Origin of the sequence: Vibrio sp. SCSIO 43097 (genome assembly GCF_023650755.1) — a bacterium.
GTDB lineage: Bacteria > Pseudomonadota > Gammaproteobacteria > Enterobacterales > Vibrionaceae > Vibrio > Vibrio alginolyticus.
In genome coordinates, this window is record NZ_CP071840.1 from 3215205 (window position 1) to 3238478 (window position 23274).

The following is a 23274-nucleotide window of genomic DNA, read 5'->3' on the forward strand; positions in this document are numbered from 1 at the left end:
CTTGTGTCTCTTCTCGACAATCATTCATTTCTCTATTGTCGAGATAAAAAAATAGCCCCCATAATGGGAGCTATTAAAATCAATTGGCTAACGCCGCCTTCTGCGCTGCGACAATTTCCGTAATGCCGATTTTCGCCGACTCGAGCAATGCCATCAGCTGTTCGTGACTGAACGGTTCACCTTCTGCAGTGCCCTGAATTTCAATCATCTTGCCTTCTTCGGTCATTACCACGTTCATGTCTGTGTCTGCCGCTGAATCTTCAACGTACTCAAGGTCACACAGAACATCATCGCCTAGCAAACCAACTGAAACTGCCGCTACGTGGCCTTTCATTGGATTCGCTTTTAGCTTACCGCTATCCACTAGGTGTTGGAACGCATCGGCCATTGCAACACTTGCGCCGCTGATGGATGCAGTACGGGTACCACCGTCAGCTTGGATAACGTCACAGTCAACGGTGATCATGAACTCACCCATGGCTTTTAGATCGACAACAGCACGTAGGCTTCGTGCAATAAGACGCTGAATTTCCATCGTACGGCCGCCTTGTTTGCCACTTGCCGCTTCACGACGAGTACGAGAATGTGTTGCTCGAGGTAGCATGCCGTATTCAGCTGTAACCCAGCCTTTACCTTGACCTTTTAGCCAACGTGGCACAGATTCTTCTACGGTCGCATTACACAACACTTTGGTGTTACCGAACTCAACTAGCACTGACCCTTCAGCGTAAGCTGTGTAGTTACGAGTAATTTTGATAGGGCGAACTTGATCCGCCTTGCGATCGTTTGGACGCATGGGCATCTACCTTAAATATGAGGAGAAGACGATTTGGTTGGGCGAAGATTATAACGGAATCGATTCCGGATTCATAGGTTACGCCGCAGGCACAACATAAACAATCCATACATCCCGCGCACCTATCGACGCAGCGTGATACACTCTTGAAGTAATTTTCAAAAAATGAAGACAGGAAAATTCGATGATTTACAGTATGACAGCGTATGCACGCAAAGAAGTAAAAGGCGACTGGGGTTCTGCGGTATGGGAAATCCGCAGCGTGAACCAGCGTTATTTAGAAACATACTTCCGCATGCCAGAACAATTTCGCGGATTAGAGCCCGTTTTACGCGAGCGTTTTCGTAAGCGCTTAGCGCGAGGCAAAGTGGAATGTAATCTGCGCTTTGAAGCAAACCCTGCCGCAAAAGGTGAGCTTAGCATCAACGAAGCGCTTGCTAGCCAGGTAATTAAGGCCGCTGAACAAGTCATGCACATGACTGGTGAACTGAGCCGAATCAATCCATTTCAAGTCATGCAATGGCCGGGGGTAATGGAAACGCCAGAGCAAGACATGGATGCAGTAAATAAAGTGCTACTAGAAGCGTTTGATGGCGCAATGGATGAATTTATTGAAGCGCGCGCTCGTGAAGGCGAGAACATGAAAGCGCTGATTGAACAGCGTTTAGACGCCATATCTGCAGAAGTCGTAAAAGTGCGTGCCCGCATGCCAGAAATTTTAGAATGGCAACGTGAGCGACTATTCTCGAAGTTCGAAGACGCTAAAGTGGAACTGGATCCATCTCGTATCGAGCAAGAGTTGATTTTGCTAGCGCAAAAATCGGATGTTGCTGAAGAGCTCGATCGCTTGGACTCTCACGTAAAAGAAACCACAAACATTCTGAAAAAAGGTGGCGCAGTGGGTCGTCGTCTGGACTTCATGATGCAAGAGTTCAACCGTGAATCGAACACGCTAGCGTCGAAATCGATCAGCACCGACATCACCGCATCGGGCGTTGAACTGAAAGTTCTGATCGAACAGATGCGTGAGCAGATCCAAAATATTGAATGATCTAAAAGTCATCGAGTATTGAAACAAAAAAGCCCCGCTAGTACGGGGCTTTCTTTTATTCATCTTTTTCCAAGGTTCTGTTATCAACGTAGGGCCAATAATGATGCCCGACTCTGATGAGCAAGGTTGCCGCAGCTAAGATAAACGCTGCCAGAGATAACCACACAACCAAAACCGCATCCAGTTCTTTCATTCCTAGTGTGATATAGCGGGCGATCGCCATCATCGCGATATAGATAGGATAGCGTACCGGAATTTTTCCGTTCATCACGAACTGCTGCACCATGGCGAGCACTTCCAGATAGATAAACATCAAAAGAATATCCGTGAGTAAGACACGCTTCTCTACAAATACGTGCACAAACTCTTGCATCATGGCGTACAGCGTCGCCAAGGTAATAGAGACTAATAATACCGCCTCCAAAATATGGAAGATTTTCAGGAACGGTCGACTAAAGGATTTCGGTAAATTCGACGGCATGGTCCATTATCCAGACAAAGAAGATAGGCCTTGAGTTTAGCATGCAACGATCTTCAATCAATCATAATACTCAGCGCCAATCGACACCAAGAGACCTAACATAGGCCTATAAAAACGCTCCGCTTATTTGGCGGAGCGTTTTTGTGTTATAGGACCTGTGGCATCACTTACGCCACTTGCTGCTTTTTTTCAGCCAGGCGCTTTTTCTTCCGATATTTAGGGTGGGTGATCGGAATCGCAGATAGGAGTTTCTTGGTGTACTCGTTTTGCGGGTTTGCATAAATTTCTTTCGCGCTGCCTGCTTCTACCACTTTACCAAAATACATCACGGCAACTTTGTCTGAAACGTGTTTCACCACAGAGAGATCGTGAGAGATAAAGATGATCGCCAAGTTCATCTCTTGTTGCAGTTGTAGTAATAGGTTCAAGATTTGTGCCTGTACCGATACATCTAGCGCAGATACCGATTCGTCACAAATCAGTAATTTAGGCTTCAATGCAATCGCACGAGCAATACCGATACGCTGACGTTGGCCGCCTGAAAACTCATGTGGATAGCGGTTGACTGCCGTTTCTGGCAAGCCCACTTTGATTAAAAGCTCTTTTACCCACTGTTTGCGCTCGGCTGGCGTACCGATTTTATGAATAACAAACGGTTCTTCTAGAATCATACCGATGGTATGACGCTGATTGAGTGATTCCATTGGGTCTTGAAAGACGATTTGCATGTCTTTACGCAGCGATCGCATCTCTTTGACAGACAGTTTAGTGATGTCTTTACCTTCAAAGAAAATCTTACCTTCCGTTGGCTCGTATAACTTTAAGATCGTGCGACCAAGGGTGCTTTTACCACAACCTGACTCACCAACTAGCCCCAGTGTTTCACCTTCAGAAACAGACAGTGAAACCCCGTCTACCGCTTTGATGGTGTAGCCTTTCTTGAACAGCCCTTTACCAGAAACAAAGTGCTGCTTAAGATTTTCAATTCTTAATACTTCTTTTGCCATAACATCCTCTTTTATGACTCGTTCACTTTGCTCAGTTAACTAGCAAACATACTGGCATCAATAGGCTTGATATCGATCATCTGCTTCGGCTCATTATCTAAGCTCGGCATCAACCCCATCAAACGCTCTGTATATGGGTGCTGCGGGTTATCAAACAACTCAAAAATTTCTGCTTTTTCGACAATACGCCCACCATACATCACGGCAACATCATCACACACTTCTGCCACAACCCCGAGGTCGTGAGTAATGAAGATCATCGCCATGCCCGTTTCTTCCTGAAGCTCGTTCATCAGTTCAAGGATAGACGCCTGAACCGTAACATCCAACGCCGTAGTCGGTTCATCACAAATCAGAATATCCGGCTTACAGGCCAACGCCATCGCGATCATTACACGCTGGCGCATACCGCCAGATAGGTTATGGGGATACTCATTCAATCGTTTCTCTGGCATTGGGATTTTGACTTTTGCCAGCATCTCGATCGAGAAAGCTTCCCGCTCCTTTTTGTCGAGCTCAGGTCGATGAAGTTCAAGCACTTCACATATTTGGCGACCAATGGTGTGTACTGGATTTAGCGCCGTCATCGGATCTTGGAAGATGATCGAAATGCGATCGCCACGCATGGCGTACATCTCTTCCGCAGGCAAATCAACTAGGTTGGTGCCGCGATAATTCACTTCACCTTTGATGATGTTGCCATATGGCTTAGGTAAAAGACCCATGATCGACATTGAGGTTACGCTCTTACCACTGCCTGACTCTCCCACCAGACCGAGTGTACGTCCAGCTCTCACATCAAAGTTCACACCATGCAGCACCTTCACTGGTCCATCATCGGTGGTGAATTCAACTTCGAGATCTTTAACACTTAGGATTACATCGTTTTCCATAACCAATCCTTACAGCTTATAAGTGTCATCTACGACGACGACAGGTTCAAAAGCTTTGCCTGATTTCATCGCTTGTTTGGTTTCTTTCTTGATATCGCTATCAATCCAGTAAGTGCCATCCCCTATGATGCCACCACTGAACAACGCCTCTGTCATGCGATTCATTGGCTTATCAGGAAACTTTAGCCAGCGCCAGTGACCGTAGCGGACATAAGGAATCATGTAGCCTGTTACGATAACGTGCGCATCAATGATGTCACGCTGAATCTCATGACCTAGCTGGATCTTTTTATCCATATCCATGCTAAAACGATACTCGATGATCTTTTCATCCAGCTCTGGCGAGCTGTAGTTTGTGAAAGAGTTAGTTTGCGGCTTGTTCGCATTGACTGAATGGAAGTACTCCCAATACGTTGGGATCTCGGACGTACCCATATCTAAGAAAGCCAAATCGTGCTTTTTCTCACGGACGTATTTGAACATGGATGAGCCATCAACCAACTTGAGCTCAATATCCAACCCTGCTAGCTTGGCTTGCTCACGCAAAAAAGCAATACGAGGAGTATGAACAGGTGTTCCGTAGGTCAGCTCGAAGCTTAAACGCTCACCTTTATCATTGACACGAATACCATCGGAACCAATTTTGTTAAAGCCTGCGGCTTCGAATGCCTCGGCCGCTTTTGCGGGGTCAAATTTCGGTGCTTTCGCGTCTGGTAGGGTGTATTTACCATGGCCATAACCCGTCGGGTTTGGCTTACGGGAGTAGTCACCACGCATGATGTTCTCAATCATGCCATCAAAATCAATTGCGTAAGTAATGCCCTTGCGAACGTTTAAATCATCCAGTAAAGGCATCGCGGTGTTCATCCATACGCCGCCCGCACCGACTGGAAATTGGTTGTAACCCCAGAACTTTTGAATGTAGCCTTTTTGGTACGGTTCTGTGTTCGATTTATCGTGCCATAGACTTGGCAGAACCAGACCAAATGCATCCAACTTACCCTTTTCAAAATGCTTCATCGCAATGTCGCTATCGCGGATCACCGTGATGCGAATCTTGTCGACATTGTAGCGATTTTGGTAGTACTTATTGCTGTAACCCCACCAATCTTCGCCAACATGTTTGAAAGTCACACTTCTACCTTTTTTGATATCATCTAGGTAGTACGCACTGGTCGTTGGTTCACTCTTAAAGTTGTAGTAACGGACAAAGTTGTCGTGAATACCATCACCATTTTCATCCTTTGAAGGGTTGGCATAAAAGTGTGCGGGACGTGGGCGTAAAGCCCCCATTCGTAGCAACAATTCTTCCGGATTGAACTCTTTCGCGGCCTTAACAGCAAACGTATGAGCGTCGTACTTAATAACATCCGCAATGGTTTTGTTGTAATAATCGTTGTACCAAGGCTCTAGGATATCCTTAGAACGATAAAACTTAAGCATGAATACAAAATCGTCGGCAGTCACAGGCTTGCCGTCCGACCATTTGGCTTCTGGATTGAGTTTGAAATAAACGGTTTTATTGTCGCCAGCTAACGCCCACTCATTAGCAAGTTCAGGGATAAACTCTAAAGTGTCTGGGTGGCGAACCACCAATCCAGGGGTTTCATCCAAGATAAAGGAACGCAACCCCGCATTGGCGTCTGGGCCAACACTACGTAACGTCTGTGGAAAACTTGACATGAAGGTGCGATAGGTCCCTCCACGTTTCGCTTCAGGCGAACCATATTGAGGCTCATCCCAGTTTGTTTGCCAGTTTAAGTCAGTCGGAAGCGTTGCTGACATTGCACCAAAACTCAGGGCGCTCAGCGTGGACGCTAAAAATAATTTCTTCATAAAACTTCCCTTTTTATGTTTTGCTCACAATGCTCGCTTAAACATAGCGTGTGAATTTTTTCGGGTCGAAGGCCGCTCGAATGGCTTCACCAATAAAGGTCACCATTACCAGTACCAACACAATGGAAGTAACCACTGAAGCAACAATCCATGGCGAGTCTAAGTTTGACTTACCTTGTTGTAGCAGCTCACCCCAACTTGGCGTTGGTGGCATAAGACCTAAACCTAGATAATCCAAAGCGGTCAGCGCAGTGATGTTTGCTGCAATAGTGAACGGCGCCAATGTCACGATCATCACCATCGTATTCGGTAGGATGTGATTAAACAAAATACGTCCCGTCGATGCCCCTAAAGCACGTGCCGCCATTACGTATTCTCGTGCCGCTTCTTTATAAGTCATGGTCCGCATGTACCATGTCATCCCCATCCAGGTGAAAAGCACGTTAATAGCGACAAAGAGAGCGAACGTCGGTTGAACGATTGAGACAAGAATCATAATGACGTACAAAAACGGCACCATTGACCAGATTTCGATAAGTCGCTGTACAAACAAGTCAAATTTACCGCCCCAAAAACCCATAGCACAACCAACTGCAGTACCAATCGCGTAGGAAATTGCCATGGTGAGCAACGCAAATCCCATTGCCGTTCTGAATCCGTAGACAAGTCGTGCCAAAATATCGCGACCTATCACATCTGTACCTAAATAATGCTTGTTTTCGGCACTAGGCGCTGTTGGCGGGAAATCACCACTAAAATCCTGTTCATATGGGTTCCATGGCACAAGCGGCAAAATAACAAAGTTGTTGCCCCCTTCGGCCTCAAACGCTTTTTGCAGCACGCGATAATCTGCTTCGCTGGATGACTCTTGGCCGAATTCACTGCCTAAACGGACATCACTGACAACAGGAAAATAGTAGCTACCATCGTACTTGACGACTAGCGCTTTACTATTAATCAGAAGTTCAGCAAAGAGCGACAGGATCAACATGATTGAGAGAATGACAAACGACCAATAGCCTCGTTTGATCTCTTTAAAGTGGCGAATTTTCTTTTGAGTTAATGGACTAACTTTAATCATGTTACGCTCCAAACTTCACACGTGGGTCGACTAAAGCAACACAAATATCTGAAATAATGTTACCAATGAGCAGCAACAGCGCATTAATGGCGACAATACCCATAACAACGGGGTAATCACGCTCCATGATTGATTCGTAACCCAATAAGCCAATGCCATCAATATTGAAGATAACTTCAATCAGGAAGGCACCAGTCATGAAGAACAACAAAGAGTTACCAAAGTGACTCGCGATTGGGATTAAGCTGTTACGCAACGCGTGCTTACGAACCGCCTTTTTGAAAGGTAAGCCCTTCGCGATAGCTGTACGGATATAGTCTGAAGAAAGGTTTTCCATCAGGTTGTTTTTCATCGTCATTGTCAGTGTTGCAAAGTCGCCAATGAGGTAACAGATTAAAGGCAACACCGCGTGCCACATGATATCCTTGGCGCGTTCAAAGAAAGTTTCGTAATCGTCGAAGTCATCGCCGACAAAGCCTCCCATCGGAAACCATTCCAAGTGATAACTAAATAGCGTGATGAGCAATACACCCACCACATAGCCAGGCAAGGCATAGCCCACAAAGATGAGTATTGAAGAAGCGGAATCAAACACAGAGCCGTGCTTGAGCGCCTTGTAATAACCAAGAGGGATCGAGATAAAATAACTGATAAAAAAGGTCATGCCGCCATAAAATAACGACACAGGTAAACGCTCTGCAATCATGTCAGAGACAGGCTCGTAGTAACGTGTTGACTCACCAAGGTCTAGCACGACCAAGCGACTTAGCCACTCCACATACGCTTCTGTCACTGGCTTATCCAGACCGTAAAACGCATTTAGCTCAGCGATTTGATCATCAGAAAGGGCGGTATTGCCACCAGCAGACGTCATTGATGCGGCACCATCCCCTTGAGACTGCATTTGTGACAACATGCGTTCAACAGGTCCGCCAGGCACGAAACGAGTGATAGCAAAGATAAGAATAGTTATCCCGAGAAACGTTGGTATCACCAACGCCAAACGGCGTAAAAAGTACGACAGCATATACAACTTGCTCCTTGTCTACTGTCCAGTTCAGGCGGAGTGAAAGAGGAAGTTCCCCGCCCAAAGTGGTGCATATTTATCTCGTAGTAACTAAAACTGTTGAAACACACTCCCTGCGTTTCAAGAACCAGACTTTTCTACTACTGCAATAATTTCAGCGTCATATTTATCTTGAATCCACATCAGCTTCAAGTGTTTGAAACCAAAACATGACAAACTTCCTCCGAAGTCGAAAAACAGAAATGTTTTTGTAAAAAATTATAAAAAACCACAAAAATAATTCACACAGAATATCAATCTAGGCTGTTTAGAGCCAAAACCCTACATAAAAATGCAAATACATGGAATAAATAGACATACCCACCACATGTATATTTGACCTAAAAACACGAGTGAGCCCTTTTACAGCAATGGGTATCATATTTTGATACCACCCTATAAGTTCGAGTCACCAAAGTATGGATTCGATATAAAACTCATCTCAGAACAATTCACTGGAAAAATATCTTTTTTCAGATTCAATTACCCACTAAAAAACCATAGGCAAGATAAGTCATTAAAGTTTATAAGAAACACAAAATACGGTGTTTTATTGAAATTTGATATCGCCTTGGTAAGGATATTTAGTTTTTTATTCCGCGTTTTAAACTAACCCTGGTTATTTACATCTTTTTTACATTTAAGCATCCCCGTTTACCACTGGTTTGACTTCCTTTTTTCATCTCGGTTATACATTGGCCGAACGTTAACGAAATATTAACGTCACAATTGGCCGCTATGCGGCCAGACATAGGAAATAATAATAATCGGAGCAACAAGGATGTATAAAAACACAACCGCTTTATCTGTTGCGATAAGCCTTGCGTTAGGGACAGCAGCAGTCGTAGCCCCAGCAACAGCACTGGCAGAAGAGCAACAAGTTGAAAAACTTCAAAAGATGAAAGTTACTGGTTCGCGCCTAACGCGCGCATCTATGGAAGGAAGCACACCAGTAGCTGTAATTGGCAGAGCCGAGATTGAACGTGCTGGTGATGTGTCTATTGCAGATGTATTACGCAAGTCCTCTTTCAACTCATTCGGTTCATACAGTGAGAGCTCTGGAAGCTCATGGCAAAGCCAAGCAACCGTATCTCTCCGCGGTTTAGGCGCATCACGGACATTAGTTCTGGTCAATGGCAAGCGCCTACCCGGCTCTGCAACAATGGGTGGTGGTGCTGCAAACATTAACGCAATCCCGTCAGCAATTGTAGAACGTGTAGAAGTCATGGCAGACGGTGGCTCTGCAGTATACGGTTCTGATGCAGTTGCAGGTGTTGTAAACATCATTCTAAAAGAAGAATTTGACGGTATTAATGTAACCGTTGGTTCTGGTATCCCAAGCCAAGAGGGTGGTGATGAGCAAAACGTTGCTCTCGTAATGGGCACTAGCGGAGAGAAAGGAAACATCATGTTCTCATTTGAGCATGACAGTAAAGATGAGATTTACCAACGAGATCGTGATTACCTCAGCTCAAAAAACACCGAATCAGCAAACTACTTCGATATGTCTGGCGTTAGTATCTACGGTCGTAACGTCTACCATGATGGTCAGTTAAAAGCACTAAACGGCTATAATACTGACGCATCATGTGACCCATCTAAAGGGTTTGTTGGTCTCACAAACTACCCTGGTCTTGGGGATATCTGCGGTTATGACTACACGTCAGAAGCTGCTCAAACAGCTTCTCTAGAACGAAATACTGTATTCGTAAACGGTAATATTTTCGTAACTGAAGATACTACCTTCAATGCTCAAATGCTTTTAAACCGTAACGAAAGTTTCAGTCGTTTCGCTCCAGCAGCAGGCATCTTCTCTGTAGATCCGAATACAGATGGCGGCGCAGATTTCTTTGCGGAGAATGGCTTAGATCCAACGGCAGGCCCAGCATCTGTATACTACCGTTTCAACAATGTAGGAACGCGTGACAACAACGTTAAAGACTTCCAAGCAGATTTCAAAGCAGGCCTAGATGGCACACTTTACACTGATTCTTTAGGTGATGTGATTTGGGAGACGGGGTATCACCTAAACTTCTCTAACAGTACAGAGTCAGGTACTGGCTATGTATTTGGTTCTGCAGCATCACAACTGGTTGAGTCTGGTCAGTTTGCAAACGGTGAGTTTAGTTCAGACGCGACAAGTCAACTTTCTGCTGGTACAAGCCGCGAAACTCAAATGGAAATGCACCAATTCTTTGGTGGTCTTCAATTTGATGTAGCCGAAGTTGGTGATGTGCTAATTCCTCTCTATGTCGGTGCAGAATTTACTACCTACGATTACTTCGATAAATATGACCCTCAAAGTGAGGCAGGTAATATTATTGGTAGTGCAGGTAACTCTGCTGGTGGAGATCGTGAAACATACGCTCTTTATGCTGAATCTTTGATCGCGTTTACTGACGAGCTGGAAATGAACCTAGCGGCTCGTTACGACCACTACAGCGACTTCGGGCACGAAGTATCACCAAAAGTATCTTTCCGTTACCAACCACTCGATAACTTGATGTTCCGCGCAGGCGCTGGCCTTGGCTTCCGAGCTCCGACACTATCAGATCTTTATGCTGCAGACAGCTACTCTTCAGACTTTGCGAAAGATTACACCTACTGTGCGCAAAATGGCATTTCATATGCAGATTGTCCAGAAACACAATACGATGTGACTCGAACATCAAATGAAGATCTTGATGCAGAAAAATCTGTATCATTTAACTTCGGTGTAAGTTTCTCACCAATAGAAGATCTAGATGTAACAATGGATTATTACAACATTAGTATTGATGATGTAATTACTCTGAACACACTACAAAGCATGATCGACGAAGAGCGTAGCTCTGGCAATAAAAACCCAAATATTGTTCGTGATGCTAATGATCGGATTATCGAAGCGACAGCAGGCCTTCAGAACCTTGGAACGCTTGATACATCGGGCATAGACTTGAAATTGGGATATCGCTATGACTTTAATTATGCAACTGTTAGATACGATTTCATGGGAAGCTACGTTTTAGACTTTAGCCAGCCTGAATATGTAGGTGGCCCTGTTAACAACCAAGTAGGTCGTAACGGCATGCCTGAGTACCGCTTCAATACAGGTGTTGGCTTGAGCTTCCTAGAAGATCATGACATCTATCTATCTGCAGACCACATTGCAGATCAGGCACAAGATGTTGACGATGACTACAAAAAAATCGGCCATATATCTTCACAAACCACATGGAACATTGCATATAACTACTTAGCCCCATGGGATGCTAAGTTTACTGCAGGTGTGCGTAACCTAACAGACGAAGACCCTGCTTTTGAAGCTGACGGTGTGACTTACGATGAAGAGTTATACAGCATTCAAGGCCGCGTTTACTTCTTGAAATACTCTCAAAACTTTTAATCAAAACCTTTGGCGCAGGTATCTTTCCTGCGCCCTATTCGACTGACTTTATACACTAACAAGGATGCTACTATGACGTTAAAGGAATTTGGCGTAAGTGCAGTAACTGCCGCGATTCTCACGGTAAGTGGAGCAGCGGCGGCTGCTGACTCTGGAACCGTCGTCGCCAACCAAGCAAAAGCAACGAAGTCTTCACAGGCTTCGCAACAAAAAATCGACAACTATGCCGAAAGCACTGAAGGCATGTTGGCAGAATACAAAGGCTTACTTCGTCAAATCGACAGTATGAAAGTCTACAACGAGCAAATTAACCGTATGGTTCAATCGCAGCAAGGCGAATTGGACTCATTAAATAACCAAATTGCTCAAATCGATCAAACGGCAACAGAAGTGGTGCCACTTACATTAAAAATGATCGATGCACTCGACGAGTTTGTGACTCTCGATCTGCCTTTCCAGAAAAAAGAGCGTAATAAACGTGTCCAAGAACTGCGTCGTCTCATGGATCGCGCCGACGTAACAACTTCAGAGAAATTCCGTAAAGTGATGGAAGCGTACCAAATTGAAGAAGGCTTCTCTCGCTCAATCGAATCTTACAAAGCTAGCCTAGACCGAAATGGTGAAACCGTGACTTACGATTTCCTACGTATTGGTCGCACAGCACTTCTATTCCAATCTCCAGACGGTGGTGAGACAGGTATGTGGAACCAACAAACACGTCAATGGGAAACATTACCAGAAAGCTACCGCATCGCGGTACAGCAAGGCCTTCGTATCGCGAAGAAGCAAGCGCCACCAGCGCTAATCAAACTGCCTGTATTTGCTGGGGAGGAATAAGAGATGAAAGGATTCAAAACTCTAGCCGCTGGCCTACTAGCGAGCTTCTTTATGGTTTCTGGCGTACAAGCAGAAGCGCCTAAAAACTTATCTGAACTACTTAAAAACGTAAAATCAGAAAGCATCGTTGAGTCGAAAGAGAACAAAGCCCGTGAAGCTGAGTTCAAGAACAACCGAGATAAGCAAGCAGCATTATTGCAACAGGCTCGTGAAGAGCTAGCTGCACAGCAAGCACTGGGCGATCAACTTAAAGCAACCTTTGATGAAAACGATAAGCAGCTGACTGAACTAACAGAAACCCTACGTGTTCGCTCTGGTACTTTGGGCGAAATGTTTGGTGTGGTCCGCCAGTATGCGGGAGAGTTTAAGGGCTTATTTGCAGCCTCTCAAAACGCTGTTCAGTTCCCAGAGCGTGACGCTCTACTAACGAAACTGGCTGAAAGTAAAGAACTGCCGTCAACACAAGAGCTAGAAGCTTTCTGGCATACCATTCTTCAACAAGTGGTTGCTTCTGGCGAAACTGCAACAACCCAAGCAACGGTTGTTTATGGCGAAGGTAAAGAAGCGGTTCGCGATGTCACTCTCGTCGGTGAGTTTAACGCGATTGCCGATGGTAAGTACGTCACTTATGTACCTCAAACAGGTAAGTTCGAAGAACTCTCTCGACAGCCTCGCACCAATATTACACGTCATGTTGCCGGCTTTGAGTCAGCGTCAAACAGCTATGAGCCACTGTTTATTGACCCATCCCGTGGTGTCATTTTGTCTCTACTTGTACAAAGCCCAACCGTTCAAGAACGAATTGATCAAGGTGGCATTGTAGGTTACGTCATCCTTGGTATGGGTGCAGTTGGCGCTATCATTGCTCTAATTTGCTTCCTACGCCTTCAAGTGATTGGCGGCAAAATGCGTAAGCAAGCGAAATCAGAAACCGTGATTCCTGGCAACCCATTGGGTGAAGTTATCCAAGCTTACCAAGAGCACAAAGGTGACAACCTTGAAGATCTGGAAGCGAAGCTGGACGAAATCATTCTACGTAATGCTCCAAGCATTGAGCGCTTCATCAGCTCAATCAAGCTTTTTGCTTCTGTAGCTCCTCTACTTGGTCTACTGGGTACGGTAATGGGTATGATCGGCACATTCCAAGCCATTACTCTGTTCGGTACCGGCGACCCTAAACTGATGGCTGGCGGTATTTCTGAAGCTCTTGTTACCACTATGCTAGGTCTGGTTGTCGCAATTCCATTGCTGTTCCTTTACACCATCGTACACAGCAAAGGTCGTCGTTTGGTTCAAACTCTTGAAGAACAGAGTGCAGGCTTCATCGCTCGCTATCAGGAAAAACTGCATAAAGCCGAAAGCTAAGGAGGCGTTATGTGGTGGTTAGTTGGAGAACTTGAATCAATTAGGCGCTTCTTGGGAATGGGTGGCGATGTACTCGTCGCCATCTTCATCCTCAGCTTTATGCTGTGGGCAGTATTGTTAGAACGCTGGTTCTATTTTGCTGCCGTCGCTCCAAAAGCCATGAAAAAAGCCGTTGGCTCATGGCAAGGGCGCTCAGAGCATCAAAGTTGGAACGCTAAGATGATCCGACAAGAAATCGTTTCTCGTCAGGATATTGAGAATAAAAAGGGACTACCAATCGTGAAAGTATTGATTGCACTTTGTCCCCTACTGGGTCTACTCGGCACCGTTGTCGGCATGATCCAAGTATTCGACATATTAGCGGTAACAGGAACAGGAAGCCCTCGAGCAATGGCCTCGGGGATCTCAAAGGCAACAATCCCAACTTTAGCCGGGATGGTGGCTTCTCTATCAGGACTGTTCTTTAGTTCACGTCTTGATCATTTAGCCAAAGTCACAACGCAAAAGCTGGAAGATAAGCTAAAGCATATTGCCTGAGTAAATGGAATTAGAGGTATAGGTCATGAAAAGACGCTATAGCAGTGATAGCAGTGATGAAACCGCTATCGATATGACACCGATGCTCGACATCGTATTTATCATGTTGATCTTCTTTATCGTAACAACATCGTTCGTAAAAGAAGCAGGTCTGGAAGTAAACCGTCCGACGGCAAGCTCAGCGCAAACCGTTAAGAAAGGTAACATCATGGTCGCAGTTGGTGCGGCGGGTGATGTTTGGGTTGATAAACGCCGCATCGAAGTGGACGCGGTTCGCGCGAATATTGAACGTCTTCGTGCAGAAAGTCCTGATGGCGCAGTTGTTATCCAAGCCGACACTGAAGCAAATGCTGGCGTAGTCGTGAAGGTTATGGACCAGATCAAAATGGCAGGTGTAGAAAGCATCTCCATTGCCGCAACCAATAAGGATTAAGCTTATGCGGTATCTGGCCTCAATTGCACTGGCGCTCATTGTCTCCCTCGGGTTGTTCTGGGGGATGGACAAGCTAGTAAACAAAGAGCGCCACGAGTTAGTGTCGAATGATGACCTACGTATGGTCGAGTTTATTCGCATTAAACCGGACGAAAAAATACAGGAGAAAAAACGCGAACTTCCGAAACCGCCACCACCGAAGCGTCCGCCACCACCGCCAGAAATGAAGGTAACGGCAACGGTAAAACCGGTGATGGATCAAATCCCAATGGACATGCCAAAACTTGATCTTCCAGTTAACGTAACCGGTGGTTCAGTGCTTGGACACTACACCCAAGGTGGTGGTGCTAAGTTGGCAGGTAGCGGAGGCCCAGTTCCTCTTGCGACATTCCAGCCTCAAATGCCTCGTAAAGCAGCGAGATCGGGATTAGAAAAAGGTATCGTACTCGTAGAGTTTACGGTTAACGAACGTGGTGGCGTACAAGACGTCAAAGTCTTAAAAGAATCTCCACGTAAGTTGGGCTTGGGTAAAGCGGCGAAGAAAACTGTATCAAAGTGGACTTTCAAACCAAAAATGGTTGATGGCCAAGCGGTTAGCTCTCGTCTTTCTCAGGAAATCGAGTTCTCTACGAACTAAGGAGTCGCAATATGAAAGCATATACTAAGTTGTTGGCTTCTCTGGTGTTTATCTCAGGCGCGTATGGCGCGCCTGCTTTTGCCAATACTCCTGAGTTGTCTGACAGAACATTCCGAACCGTGAACAAAGTTCAGGAACTGATTGCAACTGAAAAATACTCGGATGCTATCTCTAAGCTGAACTCTGCCTTGGGAAGTACCAAGAAAAAGAAATACGACCGCGCTGTGTTACTGCAACAGATGGGCTTTCTGTATTCTTTAAAGGACGACTACCTAAAAGCAGCGAAATACTTTGCTGAAGCACTCAAGTTAGATGCTTTACCAGTACCCGTAGCTCAACAGGTTCGTTACAGCCTTGCACAGCTTTATCTAGCAGAAGGCAAATTTAAGCAATCCGTTAATACAATGAACGAGTGGTTCAAGATTGCTGAAACAACAGAGGAAAAACCTCAAGCACATGCTTACATCACATTAGCAAGTGCTTACATTCAACTAGAAGATTACCGCAACGCAATTCCGCCAACCAAAAAGGCAATTGCAATGACGAAGAATCCTAGTGAATCTTGGTATCAACTGTTGATGTCTGCTCACTATGAATTAAAGCAATTCAAAAGTGTCGCTAGCGTGCTAAAAATTTTAACGACTAAGTATCCGCAAAATAAGCGTTACTGGACCCAGTTGTCTGGCATCTACATGGAATTAAAGCAAGAGCGCAATGCCCTTTCAACTTTAGAGATGGCCTATAAAATGGGACTTCTTGATGGTGAAAAAGAATACTTACGCCTAGTTAATTTCCAAGCTTATCAAGGGGTGCCTTTTAGAGCAGCGAAAACACTTCAAAACTTGATCGATGAAGGGCATGTAGAACGAAATGCTACAAATCTGGAAAAGTTAGGTTCGTTTTGGCAGCAAGCACAGGAGTTAGGTCACGCTATTGATGTTTACCAGCAGGCTTATAATCTTGCTCCTGCAGCAAAAACTCAAATAAAAATTGCTCGTTTAATGATTTTAGATAAGCAATATACAGAAGCGACGAAGTTTGCTCAAAACAGTGCTCCAGACGCAAAGCACGATCAAAAGGCGGAGCTGTCTTACATTCGTGGAATGGCATATTTTGAATTAAATCAGCCAACCAACGCTCTTAAGGCAATGAAGAGTGCTGCTCAATCTCCTGATATGAAGGCGGTCGCAAGACCTTGGATAAATTTCCTAGAATCCCAAGGATAATTTGAAGATTAAGTGTGAGTCAGTCGCACGCCTGGGGAAGTGAAAGCTTCCCCTTTTTTCGTTTGTTTGTGCGCACGCGAGCTCTTTTCAACATTTAAGTAAGACGAAAAGATCAACTGGTAACAAAATAGAGATCATGATACTCTTCGCCTCCATTTTTCTGGCGGGATTATCACCAATATCCATCCCTTTGGTGGTTGATTTATCATTGCCAGTGCTATCGTTAAAAGAATGTCGGACTTTCCTTCGGCACTCAATCAATCCAATCAAAAGTGGAACAGTACAATGGGCAAAGGTACTCTCTATATCGTATCTGCACCTAGCGGCGCAGGTAAATCTAGCTTGATCTCAGCGATGTTGGAACGCAATCCAACCTACGCAATGAAAGTGTCTGTGTCTCATACCACGCGTAACATGCGACCTGGTGAAGAAAATGGTGTCCACTACCATTTTGTAGCGAAAGATGAGTTTGAAGCCCTGATCGCTAAAGGTGATTTCCTAGAATACGCTGAAGTGTTTGGTAATTATTACGGCACCTCTCGTGTGTGGATTGAAGAAACGCTAAATAAAGGTATCGACGTTTTTCTAGATATCGACTGGCAAGGCGCACGCCAAATCCGTGAGCAAATGCCTGAAGCCAAAAGCATCTTCATCCTGCCACCATCAAACGGTGAGCTAGAGCGTCGCTTGAACACTCGTGGTCAAGATAGCGATGAAGTGATCGCAAAACGTATGGCTGAAGCCAAGTCAGAAATCTCTCATTACAGCGAATACGACTACGTGATCGTAAACGACGATTTTGATACCGCTTTGATGGACTTTAAAGCCATCTTGCGTGCAGAGAGATTGAAGGAAGAAAAGCAAGCTGCTAAATATAAAGGTATGCTTGACGCGTTGTTAGCAGAGTAACTTCAAAAAAGTCACGCTGTAAAACATAAAGAATTTCTCGTTTTTTGCTCAGTGCGAAAAACACAATAAACTACCTGAGAAAGTCCACAAACGGTGGCTTGTCTAATTGCTAGTAAATAAAGTAGTTAGGTTGTATACTTTCTCGTCATTCTAAAATTTTAGTTAACTATTTGGAGTCCTCATGGCACGCGTAACTGTTCAAGACGCTGTTGAAAAAGTTGGCAACCGTTTCGACCTAGTACTGATTGCGGCTCGCCGCGCTCGTCAAATGCAAACTGGCGGTAAAGATGCACTAGTGCCAGAAGAGAACGATAAGCCAACGGTTATCGCTCTACGCGAAATCGAAGAAGGTTTAATTACTAAAGAAGTTCTAGACGCTCGTGAACGTCAAGAACAGCAAGAGCAAGAAGCGGCAGAGCTAGCGGCAGTAAGCAGCATCGCTCACAACCGTTAATTCTGACTTTAGAATTCAACAACCTCCCGGGCCTATAATTTGTATCTATTCGATAGCCTCAAAGACGTTGCCCAAGAATACCTAACAGAGCCTCAGATTGAGGCTCTGCGTCAATCTTATGTGGTAGCGAGAGATGCCCATGAAGGGCAAACCCGCTCTAGCGGTGAACCATACATCATCCACCCTGTCGCTGTGGCTCGTATCTTGGCCGAAATGCGCCTTGATATCGAAACCCTCCAAGCTGCTTTGCTGCATGACGTCATTGAAGACTGTGATGTAACTAAAGAAGATCTCGAAGAGAAATTCGGCAACACTGTCGCAGAATTGGTTGATGGTGTATCTAAACTGGACAAACTCAAATTCCGCGATAGGAAAGAGGCTCAGGCTGAGAACTTTCGTAAGATGGTTCTGGCCATGGTGCAAGATATCCGCGTCATTCTGATCAAACTGGCTGACCGCACGCACAACATGCGTACGCTTGGCGCGCTTCGACCAGATAAAAAACGTCGTATTGCTCGTGAAACGTTAGAGATTTACGCGCCACTCGCTCATCGTCTTGGTATTCACAATATCAAAACCGAACTCGAAGAGCTGGGCTTTGAAGCGCTATATCCCAACCGCTACCGCGTACTAAAAGAAGTGGTAAAAGCGGCACGCGGCAATCGTAAAGAGATGATCCAACGTATTCACAGCGAAATAGAAGGCCGTCTGCAAGATTTCGGCTTGAATGCTCGCGTCGTTGGTCGTGAGAAAAACCTGTTCTCTATCTACAACAAGATGAAAACCAAAGAACAGCGCTTTCACACCATCATGGATATCTATGCCTTCCGAGTCGTTGTTGATACCGCTGATACTTGTTATCGCGTTTTAGGCCAAGTACACAGCTTGTATAAGCCACGTCCTGGTCGCATGAAAGATTACATCGCGGTACCAAAGGCGAACGGCTATCAATCGCTACACACTTCCATGGTTGGCCCACACGGCGTACCTGTTGAAGTTCAGATCCGTACTGAAGATATGGATCAAATGGCGGACAAAGGTGTCGCGGCGCACTGGTCTTATAAAGACAAAGGCGACAAGTCTGGCACCACTGCGCAAGTGAAAGCTCAGCGTTGGATGCAAAGCCTGTTAGAGCTACAACAAAGCGCGGGTAACTCATTCGAATTCATTGAAAACGTAAAATCCGATCTTTTCCCAGATGAGATTTACGTCTTCACACCAAAAGGTCGTATCGTTGAATTACCTTTAGGCGCAACGGCTGTCGACTTTGCCTATGCCGTACATACCGATGTAGGCAACTCTTGTGTTGGTGCTCGTGTTGATCGTAACCCTTACCCATTGAGTAAGGCATTGAAAAACGGTCAGACGGTGGAAATTATCAGTGCCCCTGGTGCGCGTCCGAATGCGGCATGGCTAAACTATGTCGTGACTTCTCGTGCCCGCACTAAGATTCGTCAAGTACTGAAAACGATGCGTCGTGAAGAGTCGATTACTTTAGGTCGTCGCCTACTTAATCACGCACTTGGCCGCCACTCGATTGATTCAATTTATCCAGAAAATATCCAAGAAGTCTTGAATGATCTTCGCCTAGAAAGCATCGATGATTTATTGGCTGCTATTGGATTGGGTGAGTTGATGAGCATTGTGATCGCACGTCGTCTCCTTGGTGACACCGAAGAACTCACGACAACAAGCTCAATCCCAACGGACTCGAAGAAGAAGCTTCCGATTCGTGGCGCAGAAGGCTTATTGCTGACGTTTGCAAATTGTTGTCATCCTATCCCAGATGATCACATTATTGCTCACGTATCGCCTGGTCGTGGTTTGGTTGTTCACCGAGAAACATGTCCAAACGTTCGCGGTTATCAGAAAGAGCCAGACCGTTATATGGCTGTCGCTTGGTCTGACGACTACGATAAAGAGTTCATTGCTGAACTTAAAGTCGACATGCTTAACAACCAAGGTGCTCTTGCAGAACTGACCAACGTGATCTCGAAAACAGGGTCAAACATTCATGGTCTTTCAACGGAAGAGCGTGATGGTCGTTTGTACACTGTGACTGTGCTGTTGACGACGAAAGATCGCGTCCACCTTGCTGGCATCATGCGTAAGATTAAGGCAATGCCTCAAGCAACCCGAGTCAGACGCAGAAAGAACTAACCTCTATCGCCACCTACTCTGTTAGGTGGCGATTTTTTATACCTCAATAAATATGAACCTAGAACGTTACAACCGCATTCACCAAGTCCTAAAAACTCGCCAAACTGATCTGACACTTTGTCTCGAAGAAGTGCATAAGCCAAACAACGTTTCTGCCGTGATCCGCACCGCTGACGCGACAGGCTTACACAAAGTTCATGCCATTTGGCCTGACAAAATGCGTACGCTGAGCCATACCTCAGCTGGCGCGCGTAACTGGGTTGAAGTTGATACTCACGATTCAATTGAAACTGCGATTACCGAGCTCAAAGCGCAAGGTATGCAGGTTTTGGTGACCAATCTTTCAGACACCGCCGTCGATTTTCGCGAAATCGACTACACCAAACCAACGGCAATCATTTTAGGCAGTGAAAAAGTTGGCGCTTCAGAGCAAGCCAAACAACTTGCCGATCAAGACATTGTTATCCCGATGGTGGGCATGGTGCAATCACTAAACGTATCGGTTGCCAGTGCCGTAATTTTGTATGAAGCGCAACGTCAACGTGAAGCCTCAGGCATGTACGATCGAGAAGAAAGCGCTCTGCCTAAAGAGACAATCAACCGTATTCTCTTTGAACGTGGCCACCCAGTGCTGGCAAAAGTCGCGAAACGAAAAGGACTCGCTTACCCGCCACTCGATGACGAAGGTCAAATCATTGCCGATAACGCGTGGTGGCAAGAGATGCAAAGCAAGTAACAGACTTTCGTCATCCTGAACAACGACGAAGGAGCGTGATTCAAGATCTAATTCTCGAGTATACAGATGCTGGTAGTGTTAACTTCAACGACATACTTGTTGGAAATAGACTCCTGATGTCGCTAAAGCTCCTCGGAATGATAGGTTATCAGTCAAATCATGACACTAACTAAAGCATGACTATTTTTTCCTGTACAAAAACACAGCTCCATGGTTAACATACTGCTATGTTAACCATTTTCTTGAGCCCTCTATGTCCGCCCAAATGTTATCTGCCGTCCCATTAACCTCCCTTTCTGGGGTTGGCGCGAAAGTCGCAGAAAAACTCGCCAAAGTTGGCTTACATAGTGTTCAAGATTTGCTGTTTCATCTTCCACTGCGCTACGAAGATCGTACCCGTATTTACCCTATTGCCAAACTGCATGCTGGCCTTTGGGCGGCCGTGCAAGGCAAGGTCATGGCAGTCGACACCATCTTCGGTAAGCGCAAAATGCTAACGGTAAAAATCAGCGACGGTAATGGCACTATCACGCTGCGCTTTTTCAACTTTACCGCAGCCATGAAGAACAATTTCACGCAAGGTAAGTTAGTACATGCTTACGGTGAAATTAAGCGCGGTGGCATGGGCTTGGAAATTGTTCATCCTGACTACAAGTTTTACGTCAGCGATCAAAAGCCCGATGTAGAACAGAACTTAACCCCTGTTTATCCCACTACAGATGGTTTACGCCAAATCACATTGCGCAACCTTACCGAACAAGCTTTAGCCCTGCTTGATAAAACCGCAGTGCAGGAATTACTTCCAGCCGGGCTGTATAACCATCAAATCACGATGTCGCAAGCGCTGCACACCATTCATCGCCCACCACCAACCATTAATTTAGATGAGTTTGACGAAGGCAAACATCCTGCTCAAATCCGCTTGATCATGGAAGAGTTGCTCGCACAAAACTTATCGATGCTGGCGGTGCGTAGCAAAGGCCAGAAGGATTCAGCGTTACCTCTCGGTCCTTGCAATAAACTAAAAACGCAGCTTTTAGCCCAACTGCCTTTCTCTCCTACGAACGCTCAAACCCGAGTAGTACAAGAGATTGAAACCGATTTAGAAAAACCCCACCCAATGATGCGATTAGTGCAAGGCGATGTGGGATCGGGGAAGACGTTGGTTGCCGCTCTGGCCGCCGTTCGTGCCATTGAGCACGGCTATCAGGTGGCACTCATGGCACCAACCGAACTATTGGCTGAGCAACACGCGATCAACTTCGCCAACTGGTTTGAAACAATGGACATTCAAGTCGGTTGGTTAGCGGGCAAACTCAAAGGTAAGGCAAAGGAAGCCGAACTGGCTCGCATTGCCAGTGGTGAAGCACAAATGGTAGTGGGTACTCACGCGCTATTCCAAGAGCACGTTGAATTTCATCACCTTGCTTTGGTCATCATTGATGAACAGCACCGCTTCGGTGTCCATCAGCGATTAGAGTTACGTGAAAAAGGCGCAAAACAAGGCGCCTACCCACATCAGTTGATCATGACGGCAACGCCTATTCCTCGCACGTTAGCGATGACCGCATACGCTGACCTGGAAACTTCCGTGATTGACGAACTGCCTCCGGGTCGAACGCCGATTCAAACCGTCGCCATTCCTGACACAAAACGTGACGACATCGTCGAGCGTGTCCGAAATGCCTGTTTAAACGAAGGTAAGCAGGCATATTGGGTGTGTACTCTGATTGATGAGTCGGAAGTATTAGAAGCACAAGCCGCGGCTGATACCGCTGAAGAGCTTCAACGTAAGCTACCGGACGTAAAAATTGGTCTAGTACACGGCCGAATGAAGCCGGCAGAGAAACAAGCGGTGATGCAAGATTTCAAAAACAATAAACTGCATTTGCTGGTCGCAACAACAGTGATTGAAGTTGGCGTGGATGTGCCAAACTCTAGCTTGATGATCATAGAAAACCCTGAACGTCTTGGTTTGGCACAATTACACCAGTTGAGAGGTCGCGTGGGCCGAGGTTCCGTTGCTAGCCATTGTGTGCTGCTGTACCACTCTCCACTGTCGAAAACCGCGCAAAAACGTCTCGGAGTACTACGTGAAAGTAACGATGGTTTCGTCATTGCACAAAAAGACTTAGAGATTCGTGGTCCAGGCGAACTCTTGGGTACAAAACAGACTGGTCTTGCTGATTTCAAAATCGCAGACTTAGTTCGAGATCAACGTCTGATTCCCGAAGTTCAGCGCATTGCGCGTCATATTCATGACAATTACCCGACTAACGCAACAGCAATTATTGATCGCTGGTTGGGTGAGCGGGATATTTACTCCAAAGCATAGTGATTAAAAGCGAGCCAAATGGCTCGTTTTTTAATACGCTAAAAACCAA

General features: G+C 45.6%; 20 protein-coding genes. 13 read left to right on the forward strand and 7 right to left on the reverse strand.

What is annotated here, in order from left to right:
* Positions 1 to 79: 79 nt before the first annotated feature.
* Complete coding sequence (gene rph, locus J4N40_RS15505) at positions 80 to 796, reverse strand: ribonuclease PH (protein ID WP_012841197.1); 717 nt, start codon at positions 794 to 796, stop codon at positions 80 to 82.
* A gap of 184 nt (positions 797 to 980) precedes the next feature.
* On the opposite strand from rph, the gene J4N40_RS15510 reads away from it, so the two are divergent.
* A complete protein-coding gene (locus J4N40_RS15510) occupies positions 981 to 1847 on the forward strand; it encodes a YicC/YloC family endoribonuclease (RefSeq protein ID WP_005395766.1) in 867 nt (288 codons plus the stop codon).
* A gap of 55 nt (positions 1848 to 1902) precedes the next feature.
* Here the strand turns inward: J4N40_RS15510 and J4N40_RS15515 are convergent, their stop codons facing one another.
* From J4N40_RS15515 to J4N40_RS15540, 6 genes are all read right to left on the reverse strand, one after another.
* The gene (locus J4N40_RS15515) at positions 1903 to 2328 is read right to left on the reverse strand and encodes a phosphate-starvation-inducible protein PsiE (protein WP_012841209.1); all 426 of its coding nucleotides are present in this window, start codon (positions 2326 to 2328) and stop codon (positions 1903 to 1905) included.
* A 167-nt stretch (positions 2329 to 2495) separates the two neighbouring features.
* Positions 2496 to 3335 (reverse strand): ABC transporter ATP-binding protein, encoded by an 840-nt coding sequence (locus J4N40_RS15520; RefSeq protein ID WP_005394930.1) that lies wholly within the window; start codon positions 3333 to 3335, stop codon positions 2496 to 2498.
* Positions 3336 to 3370: 35 nt separating this feature from the next.
* A complete protein-coding gene (locus J4N40_RS15525) occupies positions 3371 to 4228 on the reverse strand; it encodes an ABC transporter ATP-binding protein (RefSeq protein WP_005394932.1) in 858 nt (285 codons plus the stop codon).
* A gap of 9 nt (positions 4229 to 4237) precedes the next feature.
* Entirely contained in the window at positions 4238 to 6064 is a 1827-nt protein-coding gene (locus J4N40_RS15530; protein WP_182036833.1) for an extracellular solute-binding protein, read from the reverse strand.
* 37 nt (positions 6065 to 6101) lie between these two features.
* Complete coding sequence (locus tag J4N40_RS15535; protein WP_104974600.1) at positions 6102 to 7145, reverse strand: ABC transporter permease; 1044 nt, start codon at positions 7143 to 7145, stop codon at positions 6102 to 6104.
* A gap of 1 nt (position 7146) precedes the next feature.
* Positions 7147 to 8172: an ABC transporter permease subunit gene (locus J4N40_RS15540; protein ID WP_005394935.1), complete on the reverse strand. Its 1026-nt coding sequence runs from the start codon at positions 8170 to 8172 to the stop codon at positions 7147 to 7149.
* Positions 8173 to 8992: 820 nt separating this feature from the next.
* Here J4N40_RS15540 and J4N40_RS15545 point away from each other — a divergent pair.
* The 12 genes from J4N40_RS15545 to recG all read left to right on the forward strand — a co-directional run bounded on the left by J4N40_RS15545 (position 8993) and on the right by recG (position 23225).
* On the forward strand, positions 8993 to 11596 hold the full coding sequence (locus J4N40_RS15545; protein ID WP_074191906.1) for a TonB-dependent receptor plug domain-containing protein: 2604 nt from the start codon (positions 8993 to 8995) through the stop codon (positions 11594 to 11596).
* Between the two features lie 72 nt (positions 11597 to 11668).
* Complete coding sequence (locus J4N40_RS15550) at positions 11669 to 12433, forward strand: DUF3450 domain-containing protein (protein ID WP_237306190.1); 765 nt, start codon at positions 11669 to 11671, stop codon at positions 12431 to 12433.
* A gap of 3 nt (positions 12434 to 12436) precedes the next feature.
* Positions 12437 to 13798: a MotA/TolQ/ExbB proton channel family protein gene (locus J4N40_RS15555; RefSeq protein ID WP_248381457.1), complete on the forward strand. Its 1362-nt coding sequence runs from the start codon at positions 12437 to 12439 to the stop codon at positions 13796 to 13798.
* A 9-nt stretch (positions 13799 to 13807) separates the two neighbouring features.
* A complete protein-coding gene (locus J4N40_RS15560) occupies positions 13808 to 14335 on the forward strand; it encodes a MotA/TolQ/ExbB proton channel family protein (protein ID WP_005379363.1) in 528 nt (175 codons plus the stop codon).
* A gap of 25 nt (positions 14336 to 14360) precedes the next feature.
* The gene (locus J4N40_RS15565) at positions 14361 to 14768 is read left to right on the forward strand and encodes an ExbD/TolR family protein (protein WP_005379359.1); all 408 of its coding nucleotides are present in this window, start codon (positions 14361 to 14363) and stop codon (positions 14766 to 14768) included.
* Between the two features lie 4 nt (positions 14769 to 14772).
* The gene (locus J4N40_RS15570) at positions 14773 to 15405 is read left to right on the forward strand and encodes an energy transducer TonB (protein ID WP_005394943.1); all 633 of its coding nucleotides are present in this window, start codon (positions 14773 to 14775) and stop codon (positions 15403 to 15405) included.
* A gap of 11 nt (positions 15406 to 15416) precedes the next feature.
* Positions 15417 to 16631: a tetratricopeptide repeat protein gene (locus J4N40_RS15575; RefSeq protein ID WP_250654305.1), complete on the forward strand. Its 1215-nt coding sequence runs from the start codon at positions 15417 to 15419 to the stop codon at positions 16629 to 16631.
* A gap of 285 nt (positions 16632 to 16916) precedes the next feature.
* A complete protein-coding gene (gmk, locus tag J4N40_RS15580; protein ID WP_005394946.1) occupies positions 16917 to 17540 on the forward strand; it encodes a guanylate kinase in 624 nt (207 codons plus the stop codon).
* Between the two features lie 181 nt (positions 17541 to 17721).
* Positions 17722 to 17994: a DNA-directed RNA polymerase subunit omega gene (gene rpoZ / locus J4N40_RS15585; RefSeq protein WP_005379346.1), complete on the forward strand. Its 273-nt coding sequence runs from the start codon at positions 17722 to 17724 to the stop codon at positions 17992 to 17994.
* A 39-nt stretch (positions 17995 to 18033) separates the two neighbouring features.
* Positions 18034 to 20154, forward strand: coding sequence for a bifunctional GTP diphosphokinase/guanosine-3',5'-bis pyrophosphate 3'-pyrophosphohydrolase (spoT, locus tag J4N40_RS15590; protein WP_005394948.1), 2121 nt, complete (start codon positions 18034 to 18036; stop codon positions 20152 to 20154).
* Positions 20155 to 20206: 52 nt separating this feature from the next.
* Complete coding sequence (gene trmH, locus J4N40_RS15595) at positions 20207 to 20890, forward strand: tRNA (guanosine(18)-2'-O)-methyltransferase TrmH (protein ID WP_250654306.1); 684 nt, start codon at positions 20207 to 20209, stop codon at positions 20888 to 20890.
* 253 nt (positions 20891 to 21143) lie between these two features.
* Complete coding sequence (recG, locus tag J4N40_RS15600; protein WP_250654307.1) at positions 21144 to 23225, forward strand: ATP-dependent DNA helicase RecG; 2082 nt, start codon at positions 21144 to 21146, stop codon at positions 23223 to 23225.
* Positions 23226 to 23274: the final 49 nt, after the last annotated feature.